General features: G+C 43.3%; 18 protein-coding genes. 5 read left to right on the top strand and 13 right to left on the bottom strand.

Annotation, left to right across the window (positions count from 1 at the left end):
* Nucleotides 1-21: 21 nt before the first annotated feature.
* From H6G03_RS11830 to H6G03_RS11805, 6 genes are all read right to left on the bottom strand, one after another.
* Nucleotides 22-1,131, bottom strand: a complete 1,110-nt coding sequence (locus H6G03_RS11830) for a vWA domain-containing protein (RefSeq protein WP_190464573.1) — start codon at nucleotides 1,129-1,131, stop codon at nucleotides 22-24.
* A gap of 223 nt (nucleotides 1,132-1,354) precedes the next feature.
* A complete protein-coding gene (locus H6G03_RS11825; RefSeq protein ID WP_190464572.1) occupies nucleotides 1,355-2,164 on the bottom strand; it encodes a GNAT family N-acetyltransferase in 810 nt (269 codons plus the stop codon).
* Between the two features lie 432 nt (nucleotides 2,165-2,596).
* Entirely contained in the window at nucleotides 2,597-3,676 is a 1,080-nt protein-coding gene (locus tag H6G03_RS11820) for a DUF3419 family protein (RefSeq protein WP_190464571.1), read from the bottom strand.
* Nucleotides 3,654-4,400, bottom strand: a complete 747-nt coding sequence (locus tag H6G03_RS11815; RefSeq protein ID WP_190464570.1) for an iron-containing redox enzyme family protein — start codon at nucleotides 4,398-4,400, stop codon at nucleotides 3,654-3,656. The genes H6G03_RS11820 and H6G03_RS11815 overlap by 23 nt, the downstream gene beginning before the upstream one ends.
* 199 nt (nucleotides 4,401-4,599) lie before the next feature.
* Complete coding sequence (locus H6G03_RS11810; RefSeq protein WP_190464569.1) at nucleotides 4,600-5,616, bottom strand: fatty acid desaturase family protein; 1,017 nt, start codon at nucleotides 5,614-5,616, stop codon at nucleotides 4,600-4,602.
* 196 nt (nucleotides 5,617-5,812) lie between these two features.
* Nucleotides 5,813-6,310, bottom strand: a complete 498-nt coding sequence (locus H6G03_RS11805; protein ID WP_190464568.1) for a DUF1648 domain-containing protein — start codon at nucleotides 6,308-6,310, stop codon at nucleotides 5,813-5,815.
* A 38-nt stretch (nucleotides 6,311-6,348) separates the two neighbouring features.
* On the opposite strand from H6G03_RS11805, the gene H6G03_RS11800 reads away from it, so the two are divergent.
* Nucleotides 6,349-6,864, top strand: a complete 516-nt coding sequence (locus tag H6G03_RS11800; RefSeq protein ID WP_190464567.1) for a GNAT family N-acetyltransferase — start codon at nucleotides 6,349-6,351, stop codon at nucleotides 6,862-6,864.
* A 42-nt stretch (nucleotides 6,865-6,906) separates the two neighbouring features.
* Here the strand turns inward: H6G03_RS11800 and H6G03_RS37950 are convergent, their stop codons facing one another.
* The 3 genes from H6G03_RS37950 to H6G03_RS11785 all read right to left on the bottom strand — a co-directional run bounded on the left by H6G03_RS37950 (nucleotide 6,907) and on the right by H6G03_RS11785 (nucleotide 8,883).
* Nucleotides 6,907-7,347, bottom strand: coding sequence for an MAG6450 family protein (locus H6G03_RS37950; protein ID WP_242057045.1), 441 nt, complete (start codon nucleotides 7,345-7,347; stop codon nucleotides 6,907-6,909).
* Nucleotides 7,347-7,802 carry a Panacea domain-containing protein gene (locus H6G03_RS11790; protein WP_190464566.1) on the bottom strand — a complete coding sequence of 152 codons (456 nt, stop codon included), beginning with the start codon at nucleotides 7,800-7,802 and terminating at the stop codon, nucleotides 7,347-7,349. Before H6G03_RS11790 ends, H6G03_RS37950 begins: the two co-directional genes overlap by 1 nt.
* 166 nt (nucleotides 7,803-7,968) lie before the next feature.
* Nucleotides 7,969-8,883: a LysR family transcriptional regulator gene (locus H6G03_RS11785; protein WP_190464565.1), complete on the bottom strand. Its 915-nt coding sequence runs from the start codon at nucleotides 8,881-8,883 to the stop codon at nucleotides 7,969-7,971.
* A 170-nt stretch (nucleotides 8,884-9,053) separates the two neighbouring features.
* Here H6G03_RS11785 and H6G03_RS11780 point away from each other — a divergent pair, with 170 nt between their 5' ends.
* Complete coding sequence (locus tag H6G03_RS11780) at nucleotides 9,054-9,338, top strand: hypothetical protein (protein WP_199315261.1); 285 nt, start codon at nucleotides 9,054-9,056, stop codon at nucleotides 9,336-9,338.
* A 125-nt stretch (nucleotides 9,339-9,463) separates the two neighbouring features.
* On the opposite strand, the gene H6G03_RS11775 is transcribed toward H6G03_RS11780, so the two are convergent.
* A complete protein-coding gene (locus tag H6G03_RS11775; RefSeq protein WP_190464564.1) occupies nucleotides 9,464-10,126 on the bottom strand; it encodes a class I SAM-dependent methyltransferase in 663 nt (220 codons plus the stop codon).
* Nucleotides 10,127-10,380: 254 nt separating this feature from the next.
* On the opposite strand from H6G03_RS11775, the gene H6G03_RS11770 reads away from it, so the two are divergent.
* Entirely contained in the window at nucleotides 10,381-10,977 is a 597-nt protein-coding gene (locus H6G03_RS11770) for an HD domain-containing protein (protein WP_190464563.1), read from the top strand.
* A 35-nt stretch (nucleotides 10,978-11,012) separates the two neighbouring features.
* The gene (locus H6G03_RS11765; protein WP_190464562.1) at nucleotides 11,013-12,110 is read left to right on the top strand and encodes an ABC transporter ATP-binding protein; all 1,098 of its coding nucleotides are present in this window, start codon (nucleotides 11,013-11,015) and stop codon (nucleotides 12,108-12,110) included.
* Between the two features lie 11 nt (nucleotides 12,111-12,121).
* Here H6G03_RS11765 and H6G03_RS11760 read toward each other — a convergent pair whose 3' ends face one another.
* From H6G03_RS11760 to H6G03_RS11750, 3 genes are all read right to left on the bottom strand, one after another.
* On the bottom strand, nucleotides 12,122-16,108 hold the full coding sequence (locus H6G03_RS11760; protein WP_190464561.1) for a response regulator: 3,987 nt from the start codon (nucleotides 16,106-16,108) through the stop codon (nucleotides 12,122-12,124).
* Entirely contained in the window at nucleotides 16,101-22,208 is a 6,108-nt protein-coding gene (locus H6G03_RS11755; protein ID WP_190464560.1) for a hybrid sensor histidine kinase/response regulator, read from the bottom strand. The genes H6G03_RS11760 and H6G03_RS11755 overlap by 8 nt, the downstream gene beginning before the upstream one ends.
* 460 nt (nucleotides 22,209-22,668) lie before the next feature.
* Complete coding sequence (locus H6G03_RS11750) at nucleotides 22,669-22,869, bottom strand: hypothetical protein (protein ID WP_190464559.1); 201 nt, start codon at nucleotides 22,867-22,869, stop codon at nucleotides 22,669-22,671.
* An 18-nt stretch (nucleotides 22,870-22,887) separates the two neighbouring features.
* On the opposite strand from H6G03_RS11750, the gene H6G03_RS11745 reads away from it, so the two are divergent.
* A complete protein-coding gene (locus H6G03_RS11745) occupies nucleotides 22,888-23,064 on the top strand; it encodes a hypothetical protein (RefSeq protein ID WP_190464558.1) in 177 nt (58 codons plus the stop codon).
* Nucleotides 23,065-23,186: the final 122 nt, after the last annotated feature.

Genomic DNA, 23,186 nt, shown 5'->3' with positions numbered 1-23,186 from the left:
CAACAACGTACCTAAGAAATTTTATTGTAGCTTAAACCCTTTAGCAGCTAATTGCTGGCGGAGACTTTGAATCATGACATAATCCAGCGTATTCTCGCCACTATTGACATTAGCTTGGCGCTGTTTTTGCACATATTCGTCGCGTTTTTGAGATAACTCGCGAATTGTGGCTTGAATTCGCGCTCTTTCCGCTTTCTTTCTCGCTACATACTCGCGTTTTTGCCCTAAACTCATACCCCGCATAGCTGGCGGCAAAGCATCATCTGATAATTGTTCAAGGGTAACGATACCTCGATCGAGAGCATCAATTAAATCCCAAGAAGCATTATTATAATATTGAGAAGCTTTCGATACACCGCGAGATGCTATATTTTCAGCTGAGTTACGGTCTTCAATAGCCTGACGTTCTTGTCCGGCTGCTCCTCTCGCACCATAGGGAATGTAAGTTTGATTGAGTTGTGCATTCAAAGTAGCAATTTGCTCATCGTAAGGCGACTTAATAAATTCAATCTTTTTGTCTTGGTTAATATTGAAGTGACTGCCCTTTGCTAAAGTAGCTCCCGAAGCCCAAAGTTGTCGCTCCTGACTTTCCGCCGCACCGCAGTAGATCGTATTAACGAGTATATCTCCATTCACAGCGAGATTGACAGCTTGACTCCAACGTACCGGCCCTTGATCGAAAGGTTCGTTACCCGCAATAAAAATAACGCGAAAATCTTCTTTGTCTTTACTCCAGTTTAATTGCTGCATAGCCGATCGAATTACCCAACCGGCATATTCTTGACCCCCGTTAGTTTGGATACTAAATAGCTTTTCAGAAACCAAATCTAACTCAGAAGTAAATCCAGTTAAAAGTCTCACAAAACCTTCTTGGGACGGTAAACTATCGTTACCGTAATGGTAAAGAGCGACTTCTAACTCCGGTGCTTCGCCATCTTTAGTTACTTTAGACAAAGAATTAACTATTTGCCAGATTTGCGTCCGCGTTTGGTCGATCAGTCCATCCATACTATTGCTAGAATCGAGCAGGATGGCCATCTGAATTTTCGCTTTGGCAAAAGCTTTGAGAGGAAAACACAAGATGCTCAAGGTTAGGGCTGTAGCGAATAAAATGCGAGTGAGTTTTGGCATGGCTTTTTCCGAGGCTAGGGGTTAGGGGTTAGGGGTTAGGGGTTAGGGATTAGGGGTTAGGGATTAGGGGTTAGGGGTTAGGGGTTAGGGGTTAGGGGTTAGGGATTAGGGGTTAGGGGTTAGTAGATTTGTAGGTTGGGTTGAGGTACGAAACCCAACTTAAAAAGAAGCTAAGCTAAATTTAGCCGATCGATCTCTCTGTTACCAAAAATGTAACGAAATCTCAAATATCGCTAGTTAAAATAAAACGCCAATCGCATTTATCCATACCGTGACTGACTACACTAGCAGTTGCTGTGGGAAAGATGCCTTCAGTTACAAGCGCTTGTGCCAAATCGTCATTTTCTGGCACGCAGAACATATGCACATACCCCGGTACAGGCTGCGAAATGCCTGTCGATGCGATCGCACCCCACTGGACGTGCAGCAAAGGCAAGTATTCTGCGGTACTTTGCAGTTTTAAATCTTTTATACCCCGCAGCGATAGATAGGAAATATTGCCGCGATGTTCCACAAGTAGGGATGAGTAGCGGCGCATATTTTCTGCATCCAAACTGTATATTAATAGTGTAGCTGTGCGGCTAAATTTTACCGGACTAAATCGTTCCAGAACGCTTACCAGACGATTGGGAGTGCGATCGCCCTTATTCATAGAAATAGTATATCCGCGATCGCAACGAAAAATATTACCATCAAGGGCGTGGCGCAGCAGTCGCAGGGAAAGGTGTTGACGTTGGTAATCCGGATGAACTTTCAAATCGCACAGATACCAAGCCGGACGGACTTCCTCGCCTTGACAGTAGGGAACTTGGCGCAGCACACCCGCCCCAACACCTGCAACGCTGCGATCGGAAACATCGACAGCGACATAGTAATTTACTTCACCCAAGCGATCGAAAAAAGCAAAATAATCTTTGCCGTGGTCAATTTGGAAAAAATCATCCCCCAGCGGATAAATAGCAGCTTGTTCGATCGCCACGATACCGGGTTGAAAATGCGATCGTTCCTCATATGCAATGCGGTGAATTTTCATTAGACCTCTCCAAAAATTCTTGTGGGGTAGGCATCTTGCCTGCCTTTGAAATTATTCCCTGGAGATGTCTATTAGACATCTCCAACAAAGAAATTATCGCTTAGGGTGTATTTGGAGATCTTGGGGGGGTGATATCGCGAATTTTCTGCCGTCGTCATCCTTGGTTAAAATTTAACCACAGATGAAGGAAGATGAACACAGATGAACACAGATATTATCGCTATTTTTTTAGGCAACCGATGCGTAAGGGTATGAAATGAAGCATTTGTATATAAAATCTAGGTTTTTCAATATAAATTGTCGCCCCTGAAGCTTCACCCCTACGGATGTAAAAGAGGTTGAAATTATTTCTTGGAGATATCTGTGTTCATCTGTGTTCATCTGTGGATATCTGTGGTGAAAAATCCGACATCTTAAACTTTGGCAAAAAATCTATTCCTTCACCCCAACAACAACTTCTCGATAAAAAAACGAACGGTCTGATGTCAGCAACTCGGTGCTAAACTGACGATCGACTAAAACACACTCCTCCATAACGGCTGCCAAATCGAGATCGCCATTGAGTCGCCGTCCAATTAGCATACCACCCGGTTGCAAACAACTCACAGCACTTGCCAACATATTGTGTAGATCGGATAAAGGCATCCAGTCAGAAATATTAGAAAACTGAATCAAGTCAAATTTATTTTCTCTTGCTAATTGCGGCATTACTTCAACAAATGCACCTTGATGCAGTCCCAGTCGATCAGTTCCCAAATAACGAATCTTATTTTGCACAGATGGCTGCAAATAAAGGGGAACTCCATCCACTCCATCGCTGTAGCGATCGGCCCAAACTTGCGTCAAAAAGTAATTTTCACTCGGCACAAATCGCTGCAAAGCAATTGCAAACATATCCGCAAAATGCTCGCCGAAACTGCGTTCCATTGAATAGTTCACCGCCGCTTCTCCAAAAGTGCGTGCCAGTTTTCCTCTTTCAAACACAGTCTCAAAAATAGTTCGCCACCGGGGATGTGCGATCGCATTTTCTGGAGAAGTCAGCGGATCTATTCCATCATCTGCAAAATGGGCGGACAGTTCCCGAAATAACTGCTCAAAACGCCCGACGCGATTGACACCAAAGCCAATTTGTGATTGTCGCGCATCCCAAAACACCCGCGTAGTTTCTGGAAGTTGCGATCGCAATTGTGCGTAAATCGATATGCGATCGTCCTCAGTCGCCGTTAAATCTGCCCCAATTAACTTTAACTGCTCATCGAGAGATAGATACAATAATGCCTGTCTGCGTAACTCCACCAGATGCAGTTGGGCGGGATTGAGATCGACAGCTTCCACCAGCGCCACAGCAGAACAGGAAAGCAAACTGAGTACTGTACAGCCACCGGAAGCAATTAGCAAGACTCGCAACGGATGACCTTGTTTTGCGGCTAAATGCTCGATCGCACGCAACTCAATTGTAGGGTCTTCCCGCACTTGGGAAAAAGCAATTTCAGAGGGAGGGCTGCAAATCACGATAAAGACTCCAAAAATAGTGTGCGCCGAGAACAAGTCCTTGTGCCACAAGAACGCGAGAACGCGGCTCATTCCAGGCTGGTTCTGCTAAGATCAGTAAATCTCTGGCGTGTTCGGTGTCGAGTTTTTCGTGTACTGCATAGTGGGATTGGCTACCGGGTGCTGTCCAAGCGCGATCGCGCAGCGTATGTGCGATCGATCCGCTAATCCCCACGTACAGGTACTCAATGATACCCAGCATTGCCGCACCAACTTCTCCCGGTTGGGTTAAGCAGTAAGTCAAAATAGACTGATTGAAGGCCAGAACGTTTGTGCTGCAAGCAGTTTCCAATTCGGCGGCGGTTGCACCCAACGCACGCAGATATTGACGAAATGTGTATTTATGAGAACGCAGACGTTCTCCGTGTCCGTGTTCCTCCGCCACATTTTCCGCCAAGGGTAGTCGCGCCTCCAGCAGTGGTGTCCGCGCCAACACAGCTGCAAGTGCTTGGGAAAAAGATTCGACTGCAAATCGAAATGGTAATTGACTGCGGCGAAAAGCGTCGCGGGATGTGGAGTTGCTTTGCATCCAGATTATATAAGGATGGCGACGAAAATCGTAAACTGCTGCTACCCGCAACACGGCGGCTTCTAAGGTGGGAATGGCGATTAAATCTTCCCAAATTAGGGAGGGTGCGATCGGAAAATCTTCAATGGCAAAAGGTTTGTCTTCTAATATTTGCATAATTGACCTCCACTTCAATAAATCTGGCTCTTTTGGAATCTCTAGGCAAAAGTTTATCTACTCATCTGATGTCCGGTTGCATGGTTGCCTAAAAAAATCGCACTCTTATCTGTGTTCATCTGTGTTCATCTGTCTTCATCTGTGGTAAAAATTTAATTGGCAAGAAACTAAGGTGATTACCCTGGTGCAAGATCTGAGTCTACGAACATTTTCTCCCCCGCTCCCCGATCGCAACGCTACCGACTTTGGTGCGGCGAAAACTGGCCATGATGAAATCGCGCACAAAGGCGAAGTAGGAAGAGATGTAAGGTGCGCCGCGCAATGTTAATTCTTGTTTGAGTTCCTGATGCAAACGCGGTAAATTGTACCAAGGTACTGCTGGATATAAGTGATGTTCTAAATGATAGTTTTCATTACACATAAAGAATCGGGTGACGGGATTGGTAAGAATAGTGCGCGTACCTCTAATTAGATCCGATTCGTCTTCTAATAAAGTGTGTTGACTCATCCCGCGAATGTTGACCATTGTGTTAATAAATAACATGGGAATCAGCCAAGCTTGAATTAGTAGCCACTTGGGAATGGGGGATAGGAAAACTGCCGTTACCAACAATCCCAGCAAAGCCAGTTCGATCGCAATACAAATTCGATCTTTTCTCTGACCTTGGCGAAATCCCAATATCGGAATTGCGATGATATATACTGGATAGCCAATTAACAACCTTCCCCAGTACATCAGGAAGACCAACCAGTTCCACTGGGTATAATTTTTGTAACGATCGGGATCGCCTTCTAAACCTAAATCCTTGTGATGCTTGAGGTGTAGGACTTTGTAAGCTGAATAGTTTTGCAGTACTGGCAAAGCGCACAGGATACTTAAAATTCTGTTCCAATGTGGGTGATTTGATAGTACGCCATGCACTCCTTCATGTGTAAATAAGCTGATACCGTGTAAAGAAGCAGCCGCGAGAAGGTACAATGGCAGACAGGCAATGTAGCGCCAAGGAGTTGCGATCGCCTCCACTAGCAGAAATATACCACCAACGGCAATTATATAGAAAAAGATAAATATCGCTAACCGATAGTGATGGCTGCCGATGCGATGCAACTCTTTGAGTAGGAGGACATTGACTGGCGGCTTTTCTAAATAGTTAATCCCAGACTGGACGGGAACTACCTGTAAATCTTCTGGTAAGGCAGTTAGTTTGCTTTCCATATCAGAAACGGTCAGATACCGAATGCACTAATCTACAGTTCGATCGTGCTACAGTCCTTTTTATCTGACGCAGGTTGTGTGCAGCTTTTTCAATTGGCAGTTTTTTTAGCGTAGGGTGGGCACTGCCCACCAAGTAACGTAGAATGCGTTAGCTTCTGCGTAACGCACCTTCCGGTCGTGCCCAAAATGCGGTGCATCATCGATTCTGATATGCTTGCCAGAGATAATACCCCACAGTGGCAAAAATAACCAAAATAATCACCAACAAAAATCCTATATTCAGCACAAACTCTTTCCGTATTGCTGCCTGGATAATTTGCCATTCAATAAATGCAAATAACCAGATTAGTTGCATTTTCATCCATTTCATCAGACGTAAAGCTATCTCATATTGTCTGTAAGCATTTTGCTCTGTTATCGGTACAGGATAATTAAATGTATGGGGAAACCGATTTACTACTGTCAACAAGATATAAAACAATAGGCTGAGGCTCGGAAAAAGCAAGATAGTCAACTTGCTACCCATCGAATCTACCTTGCCAAACACATCAAAATGAATGGGAATAATATCGGGCATGGCAGCCCAATTAACGATGAGGTATATGAGGTTAAACGCAATTCCGGCAACGGCGACAATTTCGATCGCTCCATCTAAGGGCGATCGCGGTATATTTAAAACAGGTTGTGAAGTCATATTTACCTCAAAAATTAGGTTTGTGCAAGCATAATATTATGGTCAATTTTTCGAGCGAAACAAACAACGATACAGTCAAAATTCGGAAAGTAGTGACAGCTGCTTTCGGTCGTCCAAATGAAGCCCAACTCGTAGAAACGATCCGCAACTCTCCGAATTTCATTCCCGCACTCTCGATCGTCGCAAAACAGAATGAAAATGTGCTGGGTCACATTTTATTCAGTCCTATTACTATTGAAGCACAAGGACAGATAAGTAGCGCGATCGCACTCGCACCCTTAGCCGTCACACCTGCACATCAGCGTCAAGGTATTGGCACCCAGTTGGTACATACTGGTTTATCAAAATGTCGGGAATTAAATCACAGTATAGTTGTCGTTCTTGGCGAACCGCAATATTATCGCCGTTTTGGTTTCCAGACAGCTAGCGAATTCGGCGTGCAAGCACCTTTTCCAGTTCCCGATGAAGCGTTTATGGTGCTGGAACTTCAACCCGACGCACTGAAAAATATCAGCGGTACTGTACGATATCCGGAGTATTTTAATGAAGTCTAATATCATGTCTGTTTGAATACTTATAGCTCTTCCATTGACTTATCACTCTGGACACACACTATGGTCTCTGTCAAACCACACAATGTAGTAAACGGAACCAACGCGAAAACCAAAAATACGCTTTCTTTCATCAACCCGCATTTCCGAAAGTTTAACATCATCGCTGACGCTTTCAGGTAGCTTTGGATGATTGGTAATTAGCTTATATCCGCAGCCTACAGAACCCCCACGTTGTTTCGAGCCTTGGCTTTTTATTTGCGCCCATGTGTATCTCTCGATTTTTTTTAGCGCTCGTATCAAATCCTCAATTTCTGATGGTTGCCACTCCGATAAACGCCAGCGATTTTCATCAGTATGCTCAAACCTAAAGCTAGGGTGTTGTTCGTCTGCGTTCTCCGAGCTTGTTGGATGAGCCAAAGCTGACTCAGGAATTTTGCGTGAGGAACTTGCTCCTGAAGGCTTTTTTATACGAGACTTTCCCACTACTCCTCCAAAAAAGAGGTGTAATAAGCTTTCATATCCTCATGCGATATAACATTTGATGATTTTTTGGCAGGCTCTAAACCCTTACGAGCATTAATCCAAGGAGCTTCTGAATGAGTCAAGTCTTCAAGTCGTTTGGCACTCAATTCCCCATAAGCAGTCCAAACTTCCTCAAGTACTTCCAGTTCGTCTTCTTCAAATTCTGGTAGTTCTTCTTGCGGTTCTGGAATAGCTCCATGTCGGAAATCTTTATAGGCGTCCCAAACTTCATATACAGCAGGCCCATGAACCCAAGCCTGAATATCCTCCTGAAAAATTGGCTTATCTCGCAGTACCAAACTCCAAGCCTGAGCATAATAGACAAGTTTTTGAAGCTTGAGAGGAGAAATTGTATCGCCTGCATCTCGATCGACACGGTACAGAAAGTACCGAGCGATATCCAATGCACTTTTCATAATAGTCCAATTCTTAAGCGCTACAGACATTATAGTTATGATTAGCTAGCAACGAGCGAATTCTACCTATTTGTATTATATAACATAAAATTTGATTTTTGATTTAGGTTTAAACAACAGATAAGATAGAATTTTGATTGGTGCGATCGCCACCTATCCTTTCCCATCATACAGCAGTTTTTTCAGCAAATCGACCCGTATTCCTAAGCGCATCTAAAAACGCATAAACTGCTGGAGAATGAAGCGCATTTGCCAAAATAGCTACCCCAATTACCCTTTCTAAATGTGCCGGCAAACTGCACACTCCCACACCGGGGGGTACGGGTTCGGCAGCAAGACGAGGGAGAATAGCAGCTCCCAAACCTTGTTGAACCATGCTGACAATGGTTGAATCTTCCCTGATTTCGTAAGCAATATTGAGGGGGTATTCTGTAATGGACAAACATTTGCGAGTCAAGGCATTGCAGGGAGGTATGGAACTGACAATTAATGGATATTTAGCTAATTCTTGCCAAGTAACTTGATTATTTCTCAATTTAGTTGTTGGTGGCAGCAGTAGAATGTAATCATCTCGCAGAATTTCCCAAGTTTCAAATTCATTGCTGGTGGGTAAATAGGTGAAACCAATATCGGCATAACCTTCCCGCAAAGCTTGTTCGATACTTGGGAAAGTGTCGTTTTCAGTAATACTGATGGTGATATTGGGAAAGCAGTGGCGAAATCGGGAGATCGCTGTTGGTAGGATGTGAGTTGCGACGCTACGAAAACAGGCGATTCGCAGGCTACCGCCTTCTAAGCCTTTTTCTAAGTTAGCTTCTTTGCCGATCGCTTCCAAAAGCTGTAGCACTTTACGTGCATGAGCTGTGATGCGATCGCCAACAGGGGTGAGATGGGCCCCGTGACGCCCCCTGGAAAGTAACACCACACCTAAATCTTCCTCCAGGGAAGCGATCGCATGACTGACTGCCGACTGGGACATCTCCATATGCAGCGCTGCTGCGCTGAAGTTGCCGCAGTCTGCTACCGCAACTAACACACGAAGCTGGGAAAGCTTAATATTGCTTCTATTGCCTTCATTCATAAAGGTTGTGCAAGGGGTTTGCATCTTCGCAAAAGCCGCAAAATTATTTTACCCTCTATCTATCGATTTTATTCATACAAGCTATGCAAGTTCTGTATGGTTGTTTAATTGCAACAAGGTTAGAGTGAAATTAAGCTAATAAACTTAGTCTTACTTATAGGGAGATTTGTATGAAATTAGCTACACCTTTTTTCCACGATCGACAAAACTACTTAAGGGATAATACGGAGAGCGAACTGAAAGAAGCTACTCCCAAAAAATTCTTATTTCTTAACAAAATTTGGCAGGCTCTGCTGAAAGTTATTGTGAATGGAAACGAGCTGCAAGTTTGGCATAAGAGCGATCGCTCTGGTAATAGCGAATGGCACGCTTACGATCCGGTTACAGGTCGTCATGTTTCTGCCTCTTCCGACACGGAAATGCGGATTTGGATCGAGCAACAATATTACCAATAATTAAGAGATTTGAAGTTAGCCTGTGGGAGAATACACAGATGAGCGCGGATTATTTTGTATGTCTATATCCGCGCTATCCACATCATGCTAATAGGGGATGAGGCGATCGCGAGCGTTCGATCGCCTCATCGCTTCAGCGCTAAGCTCAATCCATCGCCGATGGGAACGACACTGAGGAAAACTCGTTCGTCCCGATGCAATTTTTCATTGTAAGCTCGCATAATCTGCGTAATTTTATCTGGATCTTGAGGATAGGCAACTCGTCCGTACCACAAGACATTATCAACTGCAATCAAACCACCGGGACGAACAAGTTGGAGCGATCGCTCATAATAATTCTCATAATTTGCCTTGTCCGCATCGATGAACGCAAAATCAAACGTAGATGCCTGTCCATCTGCTAATAAACGATCCAAGGTATCCAGCGCAGGTGCTACTCGCAGATCGATCTTATCCGCCACCCCAGCTTGCTGCCAATAGCGACGAGCGATTGATGTGTGTTCCGCGCTAATATCGCAAGCAACAATCTTGCCATCTGGAGGTAGTGCCAAAGCCACAGAAAGCGAGCTATAACCAGTAAAAACGCCCACTTCCAGCGTTTTCTTCGCTCCCATCAATTGCACTAATAGCGCTAAAAACTGACCTTGTTCTGGCGCAACCTGCATTGCGGCACCAGGATGATTGGCAGTTTCTTCTCGCAGACGGCGCAGAATATCCGGCTCCCGTAAAGAGGCAGATAACAGGTAATTATAGAATTGAGCGCTCAAGCCAAGGGTATTTCCTGACATCGTTAGTTTAGAAATCGACAACGCCTACACCTTATACTATCGTTTCAGACGCAGAGCTAGAGCCAAATCGATGTCGGGGCTGATTTTGATAGTAATTCTATTGCTATTGCTGACAGCTTCTGCATCAGTTTATATCTTCTGTTTAATAGCAAAATTTTTCGATTTAGAGATTGTCATCTATTTAATAATATTTGCTATTGTTAATTGTCGAATTAGTAAGGTAGAATCGATCGAAAATCAAACAAAAAATTGCAATGGTTCTTTCCGAACGCTTCACAGAAGCACTCGTTTTTGCCACCGAACTGCACGCCAACCAAGTCCGCAAAGGCAGCGGCGTTCCTTACATTTCCCATTTGCTGGGTGTCGCCAGCATAGCCTTGGAATATGGGGCGAATGAAGATGAAGCCATTTCCGCTTTACTCCACGATGCCATTGAAGACCAAGGCGGTGCTGCCACGCGAGAAGAAATTCGTCGCCGTTTTGGAGATACGGTAACTGAAATTGTGGATGGTTGCACAGACGCCGACACCACGCCCAAACCCCCTTGGCGACAGCGCAAAGAGGATTATATTGCCCACATTCCCACAGCTGAGCGATCGGTGTTATTAGTCTCGGCATCCGATAAACTGTATAATGCCCGGTCAATTTTGAAAGATTATCGAATATTGGGCGAGTCAGTGTGGGGGCGCTTCTACGGAGGTAGGGAAGGTACTCTTTGGTATTATCGCGCTTTAGTGGAGGCATTTCGCAAAGTTTGGTCATCGCCTCTGATTGACGAATTGGAACGAGTGGTATCAGAATTGGAATATCTGGCTAATGGGGCATTGAACATCGGGCAGAAAAATAACTAATTACTGCTCCTCAATTAATAAATATCAATCACCAAATGGCAAACGTTAAATTAGAAAAAATAACGAGACGGTTTAATAACTCTACCGCGATCGCAGATATTACTTTTGAAGTTCCCGATGGGGAATTTTGGGTTTTGGTAGGGCCATCCGGTTGCGGCAAGTCTACAATTCTGAGAACTATTGCGGGATTGGAAACTGCCACCAGCGGTAATCTTTATATTGGCGATACTTTGGTGAACGATATCCCCCCCAGGCAAAGAGATGTGGCGATGGTGTTCCAAAATTACGCCCTTTATCCGCATATGACGGTGGCGGAAAATCTGGCTTTTGGGTTGCAAATGCGAAAATTTGACCGGAAAGCAATGAGAGAAAGGGTGGAAAAAGTGGCGCGATCGCTCGATATTTTTCACCTGTTAGATCGGAAACCCAAACAGTTATCGGGAGGACAGCAACAACGGGTAGCCTTGGGAAGGGCGATCGCACGCGAACCGAAAGTTTTTCTATTAGATGAACCTTTATCTAATTTAGATGCCCAATTGCGAGATGATACGAGGGCAGAGTTAAAACAATTGCACCAGCGCGTAGGAATTACTACGATTTACGTTACGCACGACCAAGTTGAGGCGATGACGCTAGCTGACAAAATTGTCGTGTTGAATCGAGGTAAAATTCAACAAGTTGGCGAACCGCAAACAGTTTATGCGCGTCCTGCCAACAGAACGATCGCGACATTTTTGGGTAGTCCGCCCATGAATATTTTGTCTGCAACTTATGCGGGAGATAGCTTTAAGTTAGGCGAGCAATTTTTAGCTTGTCCGGCAATTATTCGCGAAAAGTTACAACTCAGAGAAGGACAAAGTTTGGATATGGGTATTCGGGCAGAAAATATTAGAGTGGGGGATATTAAAGAAAACGATCGCTATCCGCTTTTTGTGGAAATAAAGGTGATAGAACCCCTGGGAAGAGAGACTTTAATTCGTGGGATTTTAGCGGAATCGGGAGTGCATATAAGTTTTTATGCAGCGCCAGAATTGAGTCTGCGGGCGGGCGATCGCATCCCCATACAACTGGATCTCGATCGGTTGTTTGTGTTCGATCCCGCGACCGGCGATACTCTCTATCCTTTACTTTGAATTTCTGCTATTTACTCTTTTGCAGTCAATTCTATAATTGTTTCAAACTCGAAGTTGTCTACTAAATCCTCAAGAGCTTGCGCCAGCAACGTATATTCTGGGGGAATTTGTCCAATCAACTCTGAAACCATGTCATCGCTGCATTGTGCGGCGGCATAGTGTAGTTCTGCCACCCACAACTCTGGCATTTGGGAAAAGTAATGTTTAAAATCTTCTGGCGTCAAATTTTTTTGCGATCTGCGGTTTCTGTCTTGTATTTCGGATGTTTTATCTTCGTAAATATAGGCGACTTCTAGATATTGACTTAATTTTTCTAGTAAGATTTCTTCTCGAAATGGCTTGCCGATAAAATCATTACAACCTGCTGACAAGATACTTTGCCGATCGTCCTCAAAAGCGTTGGCAGTAAGAGCAATAATTACTGTCGATCGCTCCTGTCCGATTTCTCTTGATTTAATATATTTAGTAGCTTCATAGCCATCCATGACTGGCATTCGCATATCCATTAAGATCAGGTTTGGCTGCCAACTTTCCCACAATGCGATCGCATCTCGACCGTTTTCGGCTTCTCGCACCAGAAAGCCAATCGACGTTAATAATGTCACTAAAACCATCCGGCTTTCAAAGCGATCGTCAGCTACCAAGATGCGACATTCCGGTTGATTGGGTGCCAAAGAAATTACCTTGCTCTGCGGTCGATCTGCCTTAACTTTACTTGCGTCGGCGAGCGTTATTTTAATATAAAAACTAAATGTGCTGCCTTTACTTATTTGGCTGCTAACGCTAATATCTCCTCCCATCAGCTGTACGAATTTGCGGCTAATCGGTAAACCCAATCCAGTACCTTGCTGAGATTTTCGACCTGATGCTGTTTGCCCGAACGGTTCAAACAAAAGATTAATTTCTTCTGGCGCAATGCCAGGGCCAGTATCTGATACTTCAAAGTATATTATGATTTGTTCGGACTCGTTATTCGAGATTCCTAATTTTTTGACAAATTCTTCCGGATTAATAGCTGATACCCGCAGCTTTACACAACCTTCTGTAGTAAATTTGATGGCATTACCCAGAAGATTAATTAAACAAGAACGCAATTTACCTTCATCGCTTTTCACATATTCTGGAAGTTCCGGTTCGATTTCAAAGATTAACTGTAAACCTTTGGATTCCGTTCTTAAGCGAAACATTTTTTCCAGACTTTCTAGGAGGTGAATTAAGTCAAAGAAATTTTCGTGCAACGTAATTCTGCCTGCTTCAATTTTGGACATTTCCAACACATCGTTGATCAAATCCAGCAGATGTTCGCCAGCACGATTGATAATTGCCAAATATTGCTGATGCTCTGCGGATATGGATGAGCTACGATTCATCACTTGGGTAAAGCCGAGAATGGCGTTGAGCGGGGTACGCAGCTCGTGGCTCATATTCGCCAAAAATTCGCTTTTGGCACGGTTAGCTGTATCTGCGGCCAATACAGCTTGTTGCAGCGCTGCCGACTGTTTCTCAGTCTGCTGGAGCAATTCTGCCTGCTGCAAAGCGACTCCCAACTGATTGCCAATTTGCACGACAACATTGATTTCTGCTTCTTTCCACTGGCGAGGGCTAGAATTTTGATAAGCTCCCAACAAACCCCACAGTTTATTGCTAGAAAAAATAGGGACAATTATGTAGGCTCTGGCTTGAAATCGCTCCAAAAGGTGAATGTAAGGCGAGGGAAACTCAGCTTGGTAAATGTCTGGGATACAGAGGTAATTTACGCTTTGGTTGTCAGTGGATGAAGTTTGTTGCTGGTAACTATCTCCCGGAGATGCGTCCTGATTGCACAAAGCTTTCACAGTGCAACGACTGTCTTGTATGGTATCTTTGGCAAAATGAGGGTCGTTGTGTTGTTGTCGCAGCAAAGAAATCCACTCGCTTCCCACCGACTCCGCGACAAATTCGCCCGTCCAGTCAGGATGGAATTGATAGACGACGATGCGATCGCAATCGATCAGAAGTCGCAATTCTTGCGTTGTGGCGGTGAATATACTTTCGATATCCAAAGTCTGCCGCATACGTTCAATTACTCTGGCGATCGCTTTCTCTCTTTCTGCCATCTGGCGCAGGGTTTCTTCTGCTTGTTTGCGTTGCGTGATATCGCGCCCTTCTGTCACCAGCAACACTACGTTTTGACTGGAATCAAACACTGGTTTGATCGAAAAATCGATGGTAGCGATTGTGTTGAATGCACCCAAAATCTCTACTTCGTAGCGGACGATTTCGCCTTTGGCAGCGCGTGCGATCGCTTCTTTTAATTCCTCCTGTTTTGGTTGCAGGGAAGCAGCTTTCTTTTGCCGAGCTTGGGAGCGCTTTAAATTATTGCCCCCACCAAGCTCACTTTTGCGATCGGCTTTTTCTTTCGGATTTTTTCCCGGTTCCATCCACCATTTTACTTCCCAAAACAGACGCCCCAGCAGATCCGATCGCTTCGTTGCCGTGAAGTCGAGCGCTGTTTGATTTACATCCAGCACAGTGCCATTCGGTTGCAGTACCCCCGTGAATTGGAAACTAGAGTTAAAAATAGCGCGAAAGCGCTGTTCGCTCTCACGCAGAGCTACTTCTGCTTTGTGGCGATCGCCAATATCAAAAATTACCCCATCCAGCCATATAATTTTATCATTTGCATCAAAAATTACCTGACCTTTTTCGTAAACCCAAGCAATGCTACCATCGGCTTTAACTATTCGGTATTCGATGCAGTAAGGCTGTTTGTTGCTGATACCTTCCCGGATAGTCTTTTTAACTTTATCTTTATCTTCAGGATGAACGATACTGTCAAAGGAGCGCACTCGCTCGTTAATAAAATCGCTGGGTGGATAACCGGAAATTTCTAGAATTGCATCGCTGATAAATACCATTGTCCAATCGGAATGGCAAAGACAGCGGTAAACAGCACCAGAAATGTTGCTAACTAAAGTTCTCAACCATTCTTCTCTTTCTCGCAGTGCTAGCTCTGCGTACTTGCGCTCTCGCGCTTCGATCGCCAAAGATACTAAATTGGCGATCGAGCGAGCGAAATTCTCGTCTTCCGGCGTCCAATGACGAGCAAATCCAACGTGTTCCAAACATACAACTCCTGCCGTTTTTCCCTTTACTCTGATCGGCATATCCAACATAGATGCGATACTTAATGGCGTTAGGTAACACGAGGAAAATTCTTTAGTTCTGGGATCGGTGTGGGCGTTTTCTGCTGCGATCGGTCTCTCTTGCTGCAAAGCTTGAAAATATGCCGGATAGTCTGTCTCTAACAGTTCAATTCCTTGGCTATGTCGGTTGTGACTTTTTTCAAATAGGTCAAGGCATTGTATTTTTGTAGGGCTTTCGTTGTACAACCATACACTAGAACGTTCAACCCCAACGTTTTCAGCACAGGCTTCTGTAATTTCTGCTAAAGCTGCTTTTAAATCTCCCTCATTTAGGGCTAGACTTTGGGCTAATTTTGTCAAAACTAGGTTATGGTTGCTCAATGCGATCGCCCTTTGTCGGACTGCTTCCTCTGCACGGATGCGCTCCCGAACTTCCTGTTCCAATTGCGCTTTTTGTTCCCGCAATTGTTTTTTCTGACGTACAATCATAAGTTGGTTTTCTACGCGGGCTATGACTTCTCGATCCTGAATTGGTTTGGTGATGTAGTCTATGCCCCCAACACTAAAAGCTTTCATCTTATCCAATACATCATTGAGAGCGCTCAAGAAAATCACCGGTATTTCGCGGGTAATTTCGTTGGCTTTGAGCTGCTGGCAAACTTCATAGCCATCCATATCTGGCATCATAATATCCAGCAAAATTAAATCGGGCGGATCGGAACTGGCTACAGTTAAAGCAAGTTTTCCATTGATGACTCGCCTAACTTCATAATCGTGAGATGTGAGTATACTCGACAGAAGTTGCAGGTTTTGCGGTACATCATCAACGATTAAAATATCTCCCCTAGTTTCTTGAGTGCGATCGCTAAACATTGCTTGTTAAATCTATTATTTGATCCAGGCGAAAATCTTGAACTTTTTTGGCTAGCGCTTCAGCTAGACCTATATTTTCTGGAGGAATTTCTTCTAGCAATTTCCCAATTTCTTTTTCTCTAGCAGAGATAGCTGCCGCGTGCAATTTTGCTACCCATTCAGCAGGCATTTGCGCGAGAGCTTCCTTTAAATTAGGTATGCTACTCGATAAACGATTGCTTTCAGTATTTTCTCGTAAATCACCTCCCGTCGAGCTAAGTTCTTCATTTAAAGATTTTGCTTCTTCGTACAGATATAACACACCCAGATATTGAGCCATCTTTTCAAAAATTTCTGACTCTTGGAAAGGTTTGCGGACAAAATCGTCGCAACCTACTGACAAAGCAAGGCGACGGTCTTCTTCAAAGGCGTTTGCGGTCAGGGCGATAATGATGGTTGGCGACTGCGAACTGGGAATCCCCATCTCTCCATTTTCCCATTTTTCCTTCTCCCTCGCCCTAATCTGTTTGGTAGCCTCGTATCCGTTCATCACAGGCATCCGTATATCCATCCAAATCAGGTCTGGTTTCCAACTCGACCATAATGTCACGGCTTCTTGACCGTTCTCAGCCGATCGCACTGCAAAGCCAATTTCCGTCAGCAGCTGAGTCAGCAAAAGGCGGTTTTCCAAGCGATCCTCAACCACAAGGATGCGATATTCTCTTTGGTCGGGTGCTAAGCCGATCGCCTTAGACTTTTGTTGTGTTGTCTCAATCTCAGTCGCCTCTCCCAAACCAACCTGGATATCAAAGTTAAAAATCGCGCCTTTTCCCAACCCACAGCTAACCGAAATATCTCCTCCCATTAACTGTACAAATTTGCGACTAATGGGTAAACCCAATCCAGTTCCTTGCTGAGATTTTCGACCTGTTTCTGTTTGTCCGAACGGTTCAAATAACAAGTCAATTTCTTCAGGAGCGATTCCCGGCCCAGTGTCTTCCACCTCAAAAGTTAAAATCAAATAATCTTGACTTTTTACCTGTAACTGGCTCTGCTTGTGAACGTAATTTTTGCCTTTGCCTTTCACGCGAAGCGTAACGCTTCCTCGCTCAGTGAATTTAATGGCATTTCCCAGGAGATTGATTAAGCACGATCGCAATTTTATCTCATCAGTTTTTACATATTGGGGAATGTCTGCGTCGAGCTCAAAAATTAGCTTTAATCCTTTAGATTCAGATCTCAGTCGCAGCATCTTTTCGAGCGTATCTAAGAGGCGAATTAAGTCAAAACTACTTTCATAGAGCGTGAGCCGACCCGCCTCTATTTTTGACATTTCCAGAATGTTGTCGATCAACGACAAAAGATGTTCGCCGCTGCGACTGACAATTTGTAAGTGTTGCTGATGTTCTGAGGATAAAGATGAGTCCCGACTCATCACTTGTGTAAAGCCCAGAATAGCGTTGAGCGGGGTACGCAGTTCGTGGCTCATATTCGCTAAAAATTCACTTTTGGCACGGTTGGCTGTTTCTGCGGCTTGAGCGTAAGTTTGCGACTGTTGATAAAGCACAGCATTGCGAATAGAAATAGCCGCTTGCGCTGAGAGAAGTTTCAAAACTTCCAGACGCTTGGGGTTAAATGCTCCGATGGTTAAGTTATTTTCTAAATAGAGAATGCCGCTGAGTTCGCCTTGGTGGAAAATAGGAGTGCAAAGGATAGATTTTGGTTGCCGCTTTTTGATGTAAGCATCTGTATTAAAAGTATCTTCCGCCGTCGCATCGTTTAAAACTAAGACTTCCTTGGTTCGGGCAACATACTTAATAAGTGAAATCGGTATATCTGCCGAGATTTTAACCGGGATAGATTGCAAAACAGTGACAGAATCTTGCTTGTGGTTACCTGTAGCTTCAATCAGCAATTGATTATCTTTGTTAAGAATTAAAACTCCGGTTTCAGCCGCAGCATTTTCGATGAGTATTTTCATCAAATTTTGCAGTAATTTATCGAGGATAATTTCGCTAGCGATCGCCTGAGAAGCTTTGAGAACTGTTGACAAGTCTAAGACTTCGCTGCTGGCAGTTGAGGTTCTCGTCGTTTTAACATCGGATGATAAAATAGGTACGCCGCGACTGGGAATAATTAGTTGAGCATATTTTTTTTGTAAATCTTCTACTTTGCGAGTTGCACCCCAGCGACTGTAACTGGAGTGTGCCTTAGTCATGTATGTTTCTGCAATTTCTGTTCTCTCAAATTCTAGATAAAATTTGGCTGCCCACTCGTAAGCTAGCGCTTCAGTTGGCAGAAGAGCGTTATCTTTAGCTGATGCGATCGCTCTGTCATAAAACTGTGTAGCTTGCCAGTTATTTCCCCTTACCCTGGATATTTCTGCTTCCACTAATAACCAGTGCGGGAGAAAGTTTTCCGGACAATTATTTGCCCAGTTTTTCAGCTTTTTACAGTTCTCTTGCAAAGCGCTCAAATATTCCTTTTTTTCTGTCGAGTTTGCACTTGCATAAAGCCCTAATATAATCAAGGATTTGTAAATGTAGTGCAGGGCTAATTGAAATTGCGTATCTACAACAGCGAGCGTCTTTTCCGCCTCGGTTATCATCCGATCGGCTTCAGCATAATTTTCATAAATCAAATAAATAAAAGCTTTGGAAAAGTAATAAGTACTTATGCCATAAGCGTAAGCAGTTTGTTGAAACGTTTCTAAAGCGATAGACTCATCAAAACCTGCATAACTTAAACTAAATTTACTTTCAGTTTTTCCTGTTAAGTTCGACAAAACGCTTTGTTGAACTCTCAATGCCCAACCCGCTGTTGGTTCGGTATCTATAGCAAAACCAACATAATTGTCAAATTCGTCTAAGAGACTGTTCAAATTTTGACAAATCATCAATCTTTGCCAAAAACAGAATAAGGCGCTGTGATGACACCAGGAAAAATCTCCCACTGCCATTGCGGCGCTATAAGCTTTTTTCTGAATTTCAATATTTTCTTTGAGTGGCTTTCTCCAAGGCAATATAAAGTTGCCAAAGGACATATAAATTCGCCCATTAAGACTGGTATTGTGGAATTTATCGTTAATTTTTAAAGCAATGACTCCAAACTCATATCCAGTTTCGTATTCGTAAAATTTTCCGCACAACATCGTGCCATACCAAGCGTAGACAAATCCAGAAAGATTGGTGTTTCCCTGTTTGAGGCAAATATTGACCATTGTCAACACGCTCAATGCCAGCAAAGGTTGATTGATTAAGTAGGTTGGCGGCACTAAATTAATTAAAATTAAAATCGCAATTTTTGATGCTTCATCCACCAATTCAGGTGCATCAATTAAGTCAGCAATTTTTCTCTTGCCCAAACTTTTTTTAACTTTTTTTGCTGTGGATAATATGTCGGTTTGACTGGGTGAATAAGGTAAAGTCACGCCAAATAACTCTAAAGTTGATAACCCAACCCTAATCGCTTCTTCGTAGCGAGCGTTATTTTGGTAGTGAATGAGTCGAATGCTATTAATCTTTGCTCGATCTAAGTTATTTTTTGCTTGTGATAAAGCTTGATAAACTAATTTTTCCGCTTTTTCAAAGTGCTGAATAATATAATTACATTCAATTTTTTCTAAGTAAAAATCTAACGTCAATTGATACTGAGTTAGCCAGCTATCGTTTTCTAAGATGTTCAGCCCTGCTGTAAAATACTTTAAGGCAGGTTCGTAAGCCGTTGATTGTTTCGCTTTTTTACCAGCGAGAAGATTGAGTTGAGCTAATTCGTGTCTTTGGTTTGGTTCTGTCAATAACTCAATCCCAATATTTAACTGGTTAACAATGTCAAAAATGTTTGCTTCTATCTGTTCTGAAGGCGTGTTTTGTAGCAATAATTGACCTATTTTCAGGTGCGTTGACTGCTTGAGAGCGTCGGGAATGAGGGAATAGGCGGCTTGCTGTACGCGATCGTGCAGGAATCTATAGCCTAATCTGCAATTGTCAAAGCTGAAATTTTTGAGTTCTTCCGAATCAAAAAATCGCGGAATTTTGTAATCTTTATTTAATGGCAAAATTAGTCCTACCTGCAAGGCTGACCACAAATTTTCTGTTGCCTCTGAGAGGGGTTTTTCGCTAATGATGGCCAGGATATCCAAATTGAAGCGATCGCCTATACAAGCTGCCAATTTCAAAGCTTCTTGAGTTGCCTGCGACAGCTTGCGGATATTATTAGCAACCAATTCGACTACACCGAGATCGGTAATTCCAAAAGCCTGAATCTGTTCGATATCCCATAACCAAATTCCTTTAGAAAAATCAAAAGACAATAGCTGTTCCTGGTACAGCGTTTTGAGCATCTGAGTTAAAAAGAACGGATTACCCTGAGTTTTGTGAAACAGCAAATTGGCTAAAGCAATCGACTGTTCGCTGTCGTACAAAGTATCGGCAATTATTTGGCGAACGTGACCTATTTCTAAAGGATACAGCGTAATCTTATTCACAATCGCTTCTGCTTGTTCAATTTCATAAATAGTGTGCATCAGCGGATGTGCCGGACTCACTTCGTTGTCTCGATAAGCTCCAATGAGTAACAAATATTGACTATTTTGTTCTGTCATTAATAGTTGAATTAATTTTAGGGAAGCAGCATCAGCCCACTGCAAATCATCCAAAAACAAAACGAGAGGGTGTTGAGGTTGAGTAAAAACATGAATGAAATCTTGAAACACTCGGTTGAAGCGATTTTGAGATTCAGTTGGGCCTAACTGCGGCACTTCTGGCTGCTTGCCGATAATCAATTCTACCTCTGGAATTACATCGACAATTACCTGACCGTTTGTTCCTAACGCTGCTAAAAGTTTGTCCTTCCAAATTTGCAGTTTTTCGGTACTTTCGGTGAGCAATTGTCGCATTAAATCTTGGAAAGCTTGAATAATAGAAGCATAAGGAATATCGCGCTTGAACTGGTCAAATTTACCCGCAATGAAGTAACCTCGCTCGCGTACTATCGGTTTGTGGACTTCATTAACTAAGGAAGACTTACCGATGCCGGAGTAACCAGAGACCAGCATCATCTCGCTACGGGTATTCGGTATTTTATAAGGGCGATCGTTGCCATCGTCCTTGTTTAATTTTTGAGTTTTTTCTTCTATTTTAGAATGCCAAACAGAAAATTCAGAACTGCCGACAACGCGAGCAAACGCATCCAGCAATTGTTTAACTTCTAACTCTCTTCCGTACAACTTTTGAGGAATGGAAAGTTGCCCGGATTTGTCCATTTTACCGGGTACAAAGTCGTCAATTTTACCTGTACTTTGTAGTGCGCTTAAACATTTCTCTAAATCCGCTTTAAGCCCTGCCGCACTTTGGTAACGTTCTTCGGCATTTTTTGCCATAAGTTTCATTACAATTGACGACAATACAGGCGGGATATCTGCGTTTAGCTGGTGCGGGTGAGTGGGTGTTTGGGCAATGTGGGAGTAAACCAGTTCTAAGGGTTCTTTGCTATTAAAAGGAAGCGTCCCGGTGAGGATTTCATAAAAACTTACTCCCAGCGAGTAAAAATCAGTACGGTAATCGATAATTCGGTTCATTCGTCCGGTTTGTTCTGGCGACATATAAGCAAGGGTGCCTTCCAGTAACTCAGGATTGCTAATTTGTTGAGTTTCTCTAAAGAGTTGGGTGGCGATACCAAAATCGGTAATTTTGACAATGCCAGTTTTACTATTTACGATAATATTTTTTGGTTTGATATCTTTATGAATAATGCGGTGTGTATGCAGATGGCCCAACGTTTCTACCAGTTGCAGGGCGCAGTCAAAAAAAGTGCTTAGATCTAGAAAGCCTTGCTCGCTCAGTTTTTTGAGAGAAATGCCTCCGAAGTCTTCTAAGACTAAAACCAGACGGTTTTGATAATTTTCTAGGCTTAAGGGTTTAACAATACCTTCTATGTTTAAGTTCTTGGGAATCGAGTATTCCTGTTTGATGTGAGCGATATCGGCTAGAGTCGGATTTTCTGCGATAAGGATTTTGACGATCGCAGGCATTTGGTCTTTTTGCCGAGTGCCGCGATAGATGACTGTTGCAGCACCTTGATGAATAACTTCTATCAGCTCGTAGCCGGGAATTACAATCATCTTAACTGCTCTGTCACTGACTTACTTTCAAATTTTACGCTGTTCCATATAAATTAGCACGACTAAATCAAGAGCAGTGAGCGGTTTCATCAGATGTTACCCATCAGAACAATTGAAAAAATGTTTTTCTAAATAATTTTTTTAGAAAAATTTGCTAGGTTTGCAAAACCCTATTTCCAAAAAAATCCGACCCATTAGCCAAGCCCCCCCTTGCTTACCGCTTTGTTAAAGCATTATAGAACACCTATTTAGTATTGATGGTAACAGATGAGCGACTAATTTTTTTTTCTTTACCAAGCTGGATATTTCGTTGCTTCAAACCAAAGAAACCCAGTTTATGGGATTACTGAATTACTGTTCTAGACGGCTAATTGTATTCAGAAGAACATATCGTTGTAACATTAAAACTAACTTTAGATAGAAGCGATCGCCAAACAACAGCAGATAATGTATCCCTGTTTCAGTCATCTGGAAATTGCCAGCACAAAATATAGCGAACATTGGTGCTGCCACAGCGACTGCAAGGGACATCCTCAGAGGAAGTTACCCACTCATAGCTGCAAGTACGGCAATGACAAAAGACATTGTTACGGTTAGCAGCTTCTAAGATTAACCGCCACTCGCTTAGTTCTGGTGTTTGTTGTTCCTCGTTTTCTGGCATTGATAGGTAGGGCGTAGGGTGTCGGGCGTCGGAGGGGCGATCGCATTTGGTGAGAAATCTTTTGGTGAAAGTGAAAAATTATCGCCCAAATGCGATCGCCCCTACAGGGGAAGAAGAGGTGATAAATCTTGGATTTCAAGAATTAAGAATGTCCTCACTCACGAGAGGGGTTGCGATAAAATTGCGATCGATTGAGTTAGCCGAACCTCCTTGTCTCGGTTGCCGCCCTTTCCCTGTGTGCGATCGCACTCGCCCCAAAAGCAGACTCAGGAGCCACTTTTGGACAAGCCAACTTTAACTCAAGCCGATCGCCAAAA

This window comes from Aerosakkonema funiforme FACHB-1375, from assembly GCF_014696265.1.
GTDB lineage: Bacteria > Cyanobacteriota > Cyanobacteriia > Cyanobacteriales > Aerosakkonemataceae > Aerosakkonema > Aerosakkonema funiforme_A.
The sequence above is the reverse complement of the archived record's forward strand: the minus strand, read 5'-3'. Positions and strand labels throughout refer to the sequence as shown.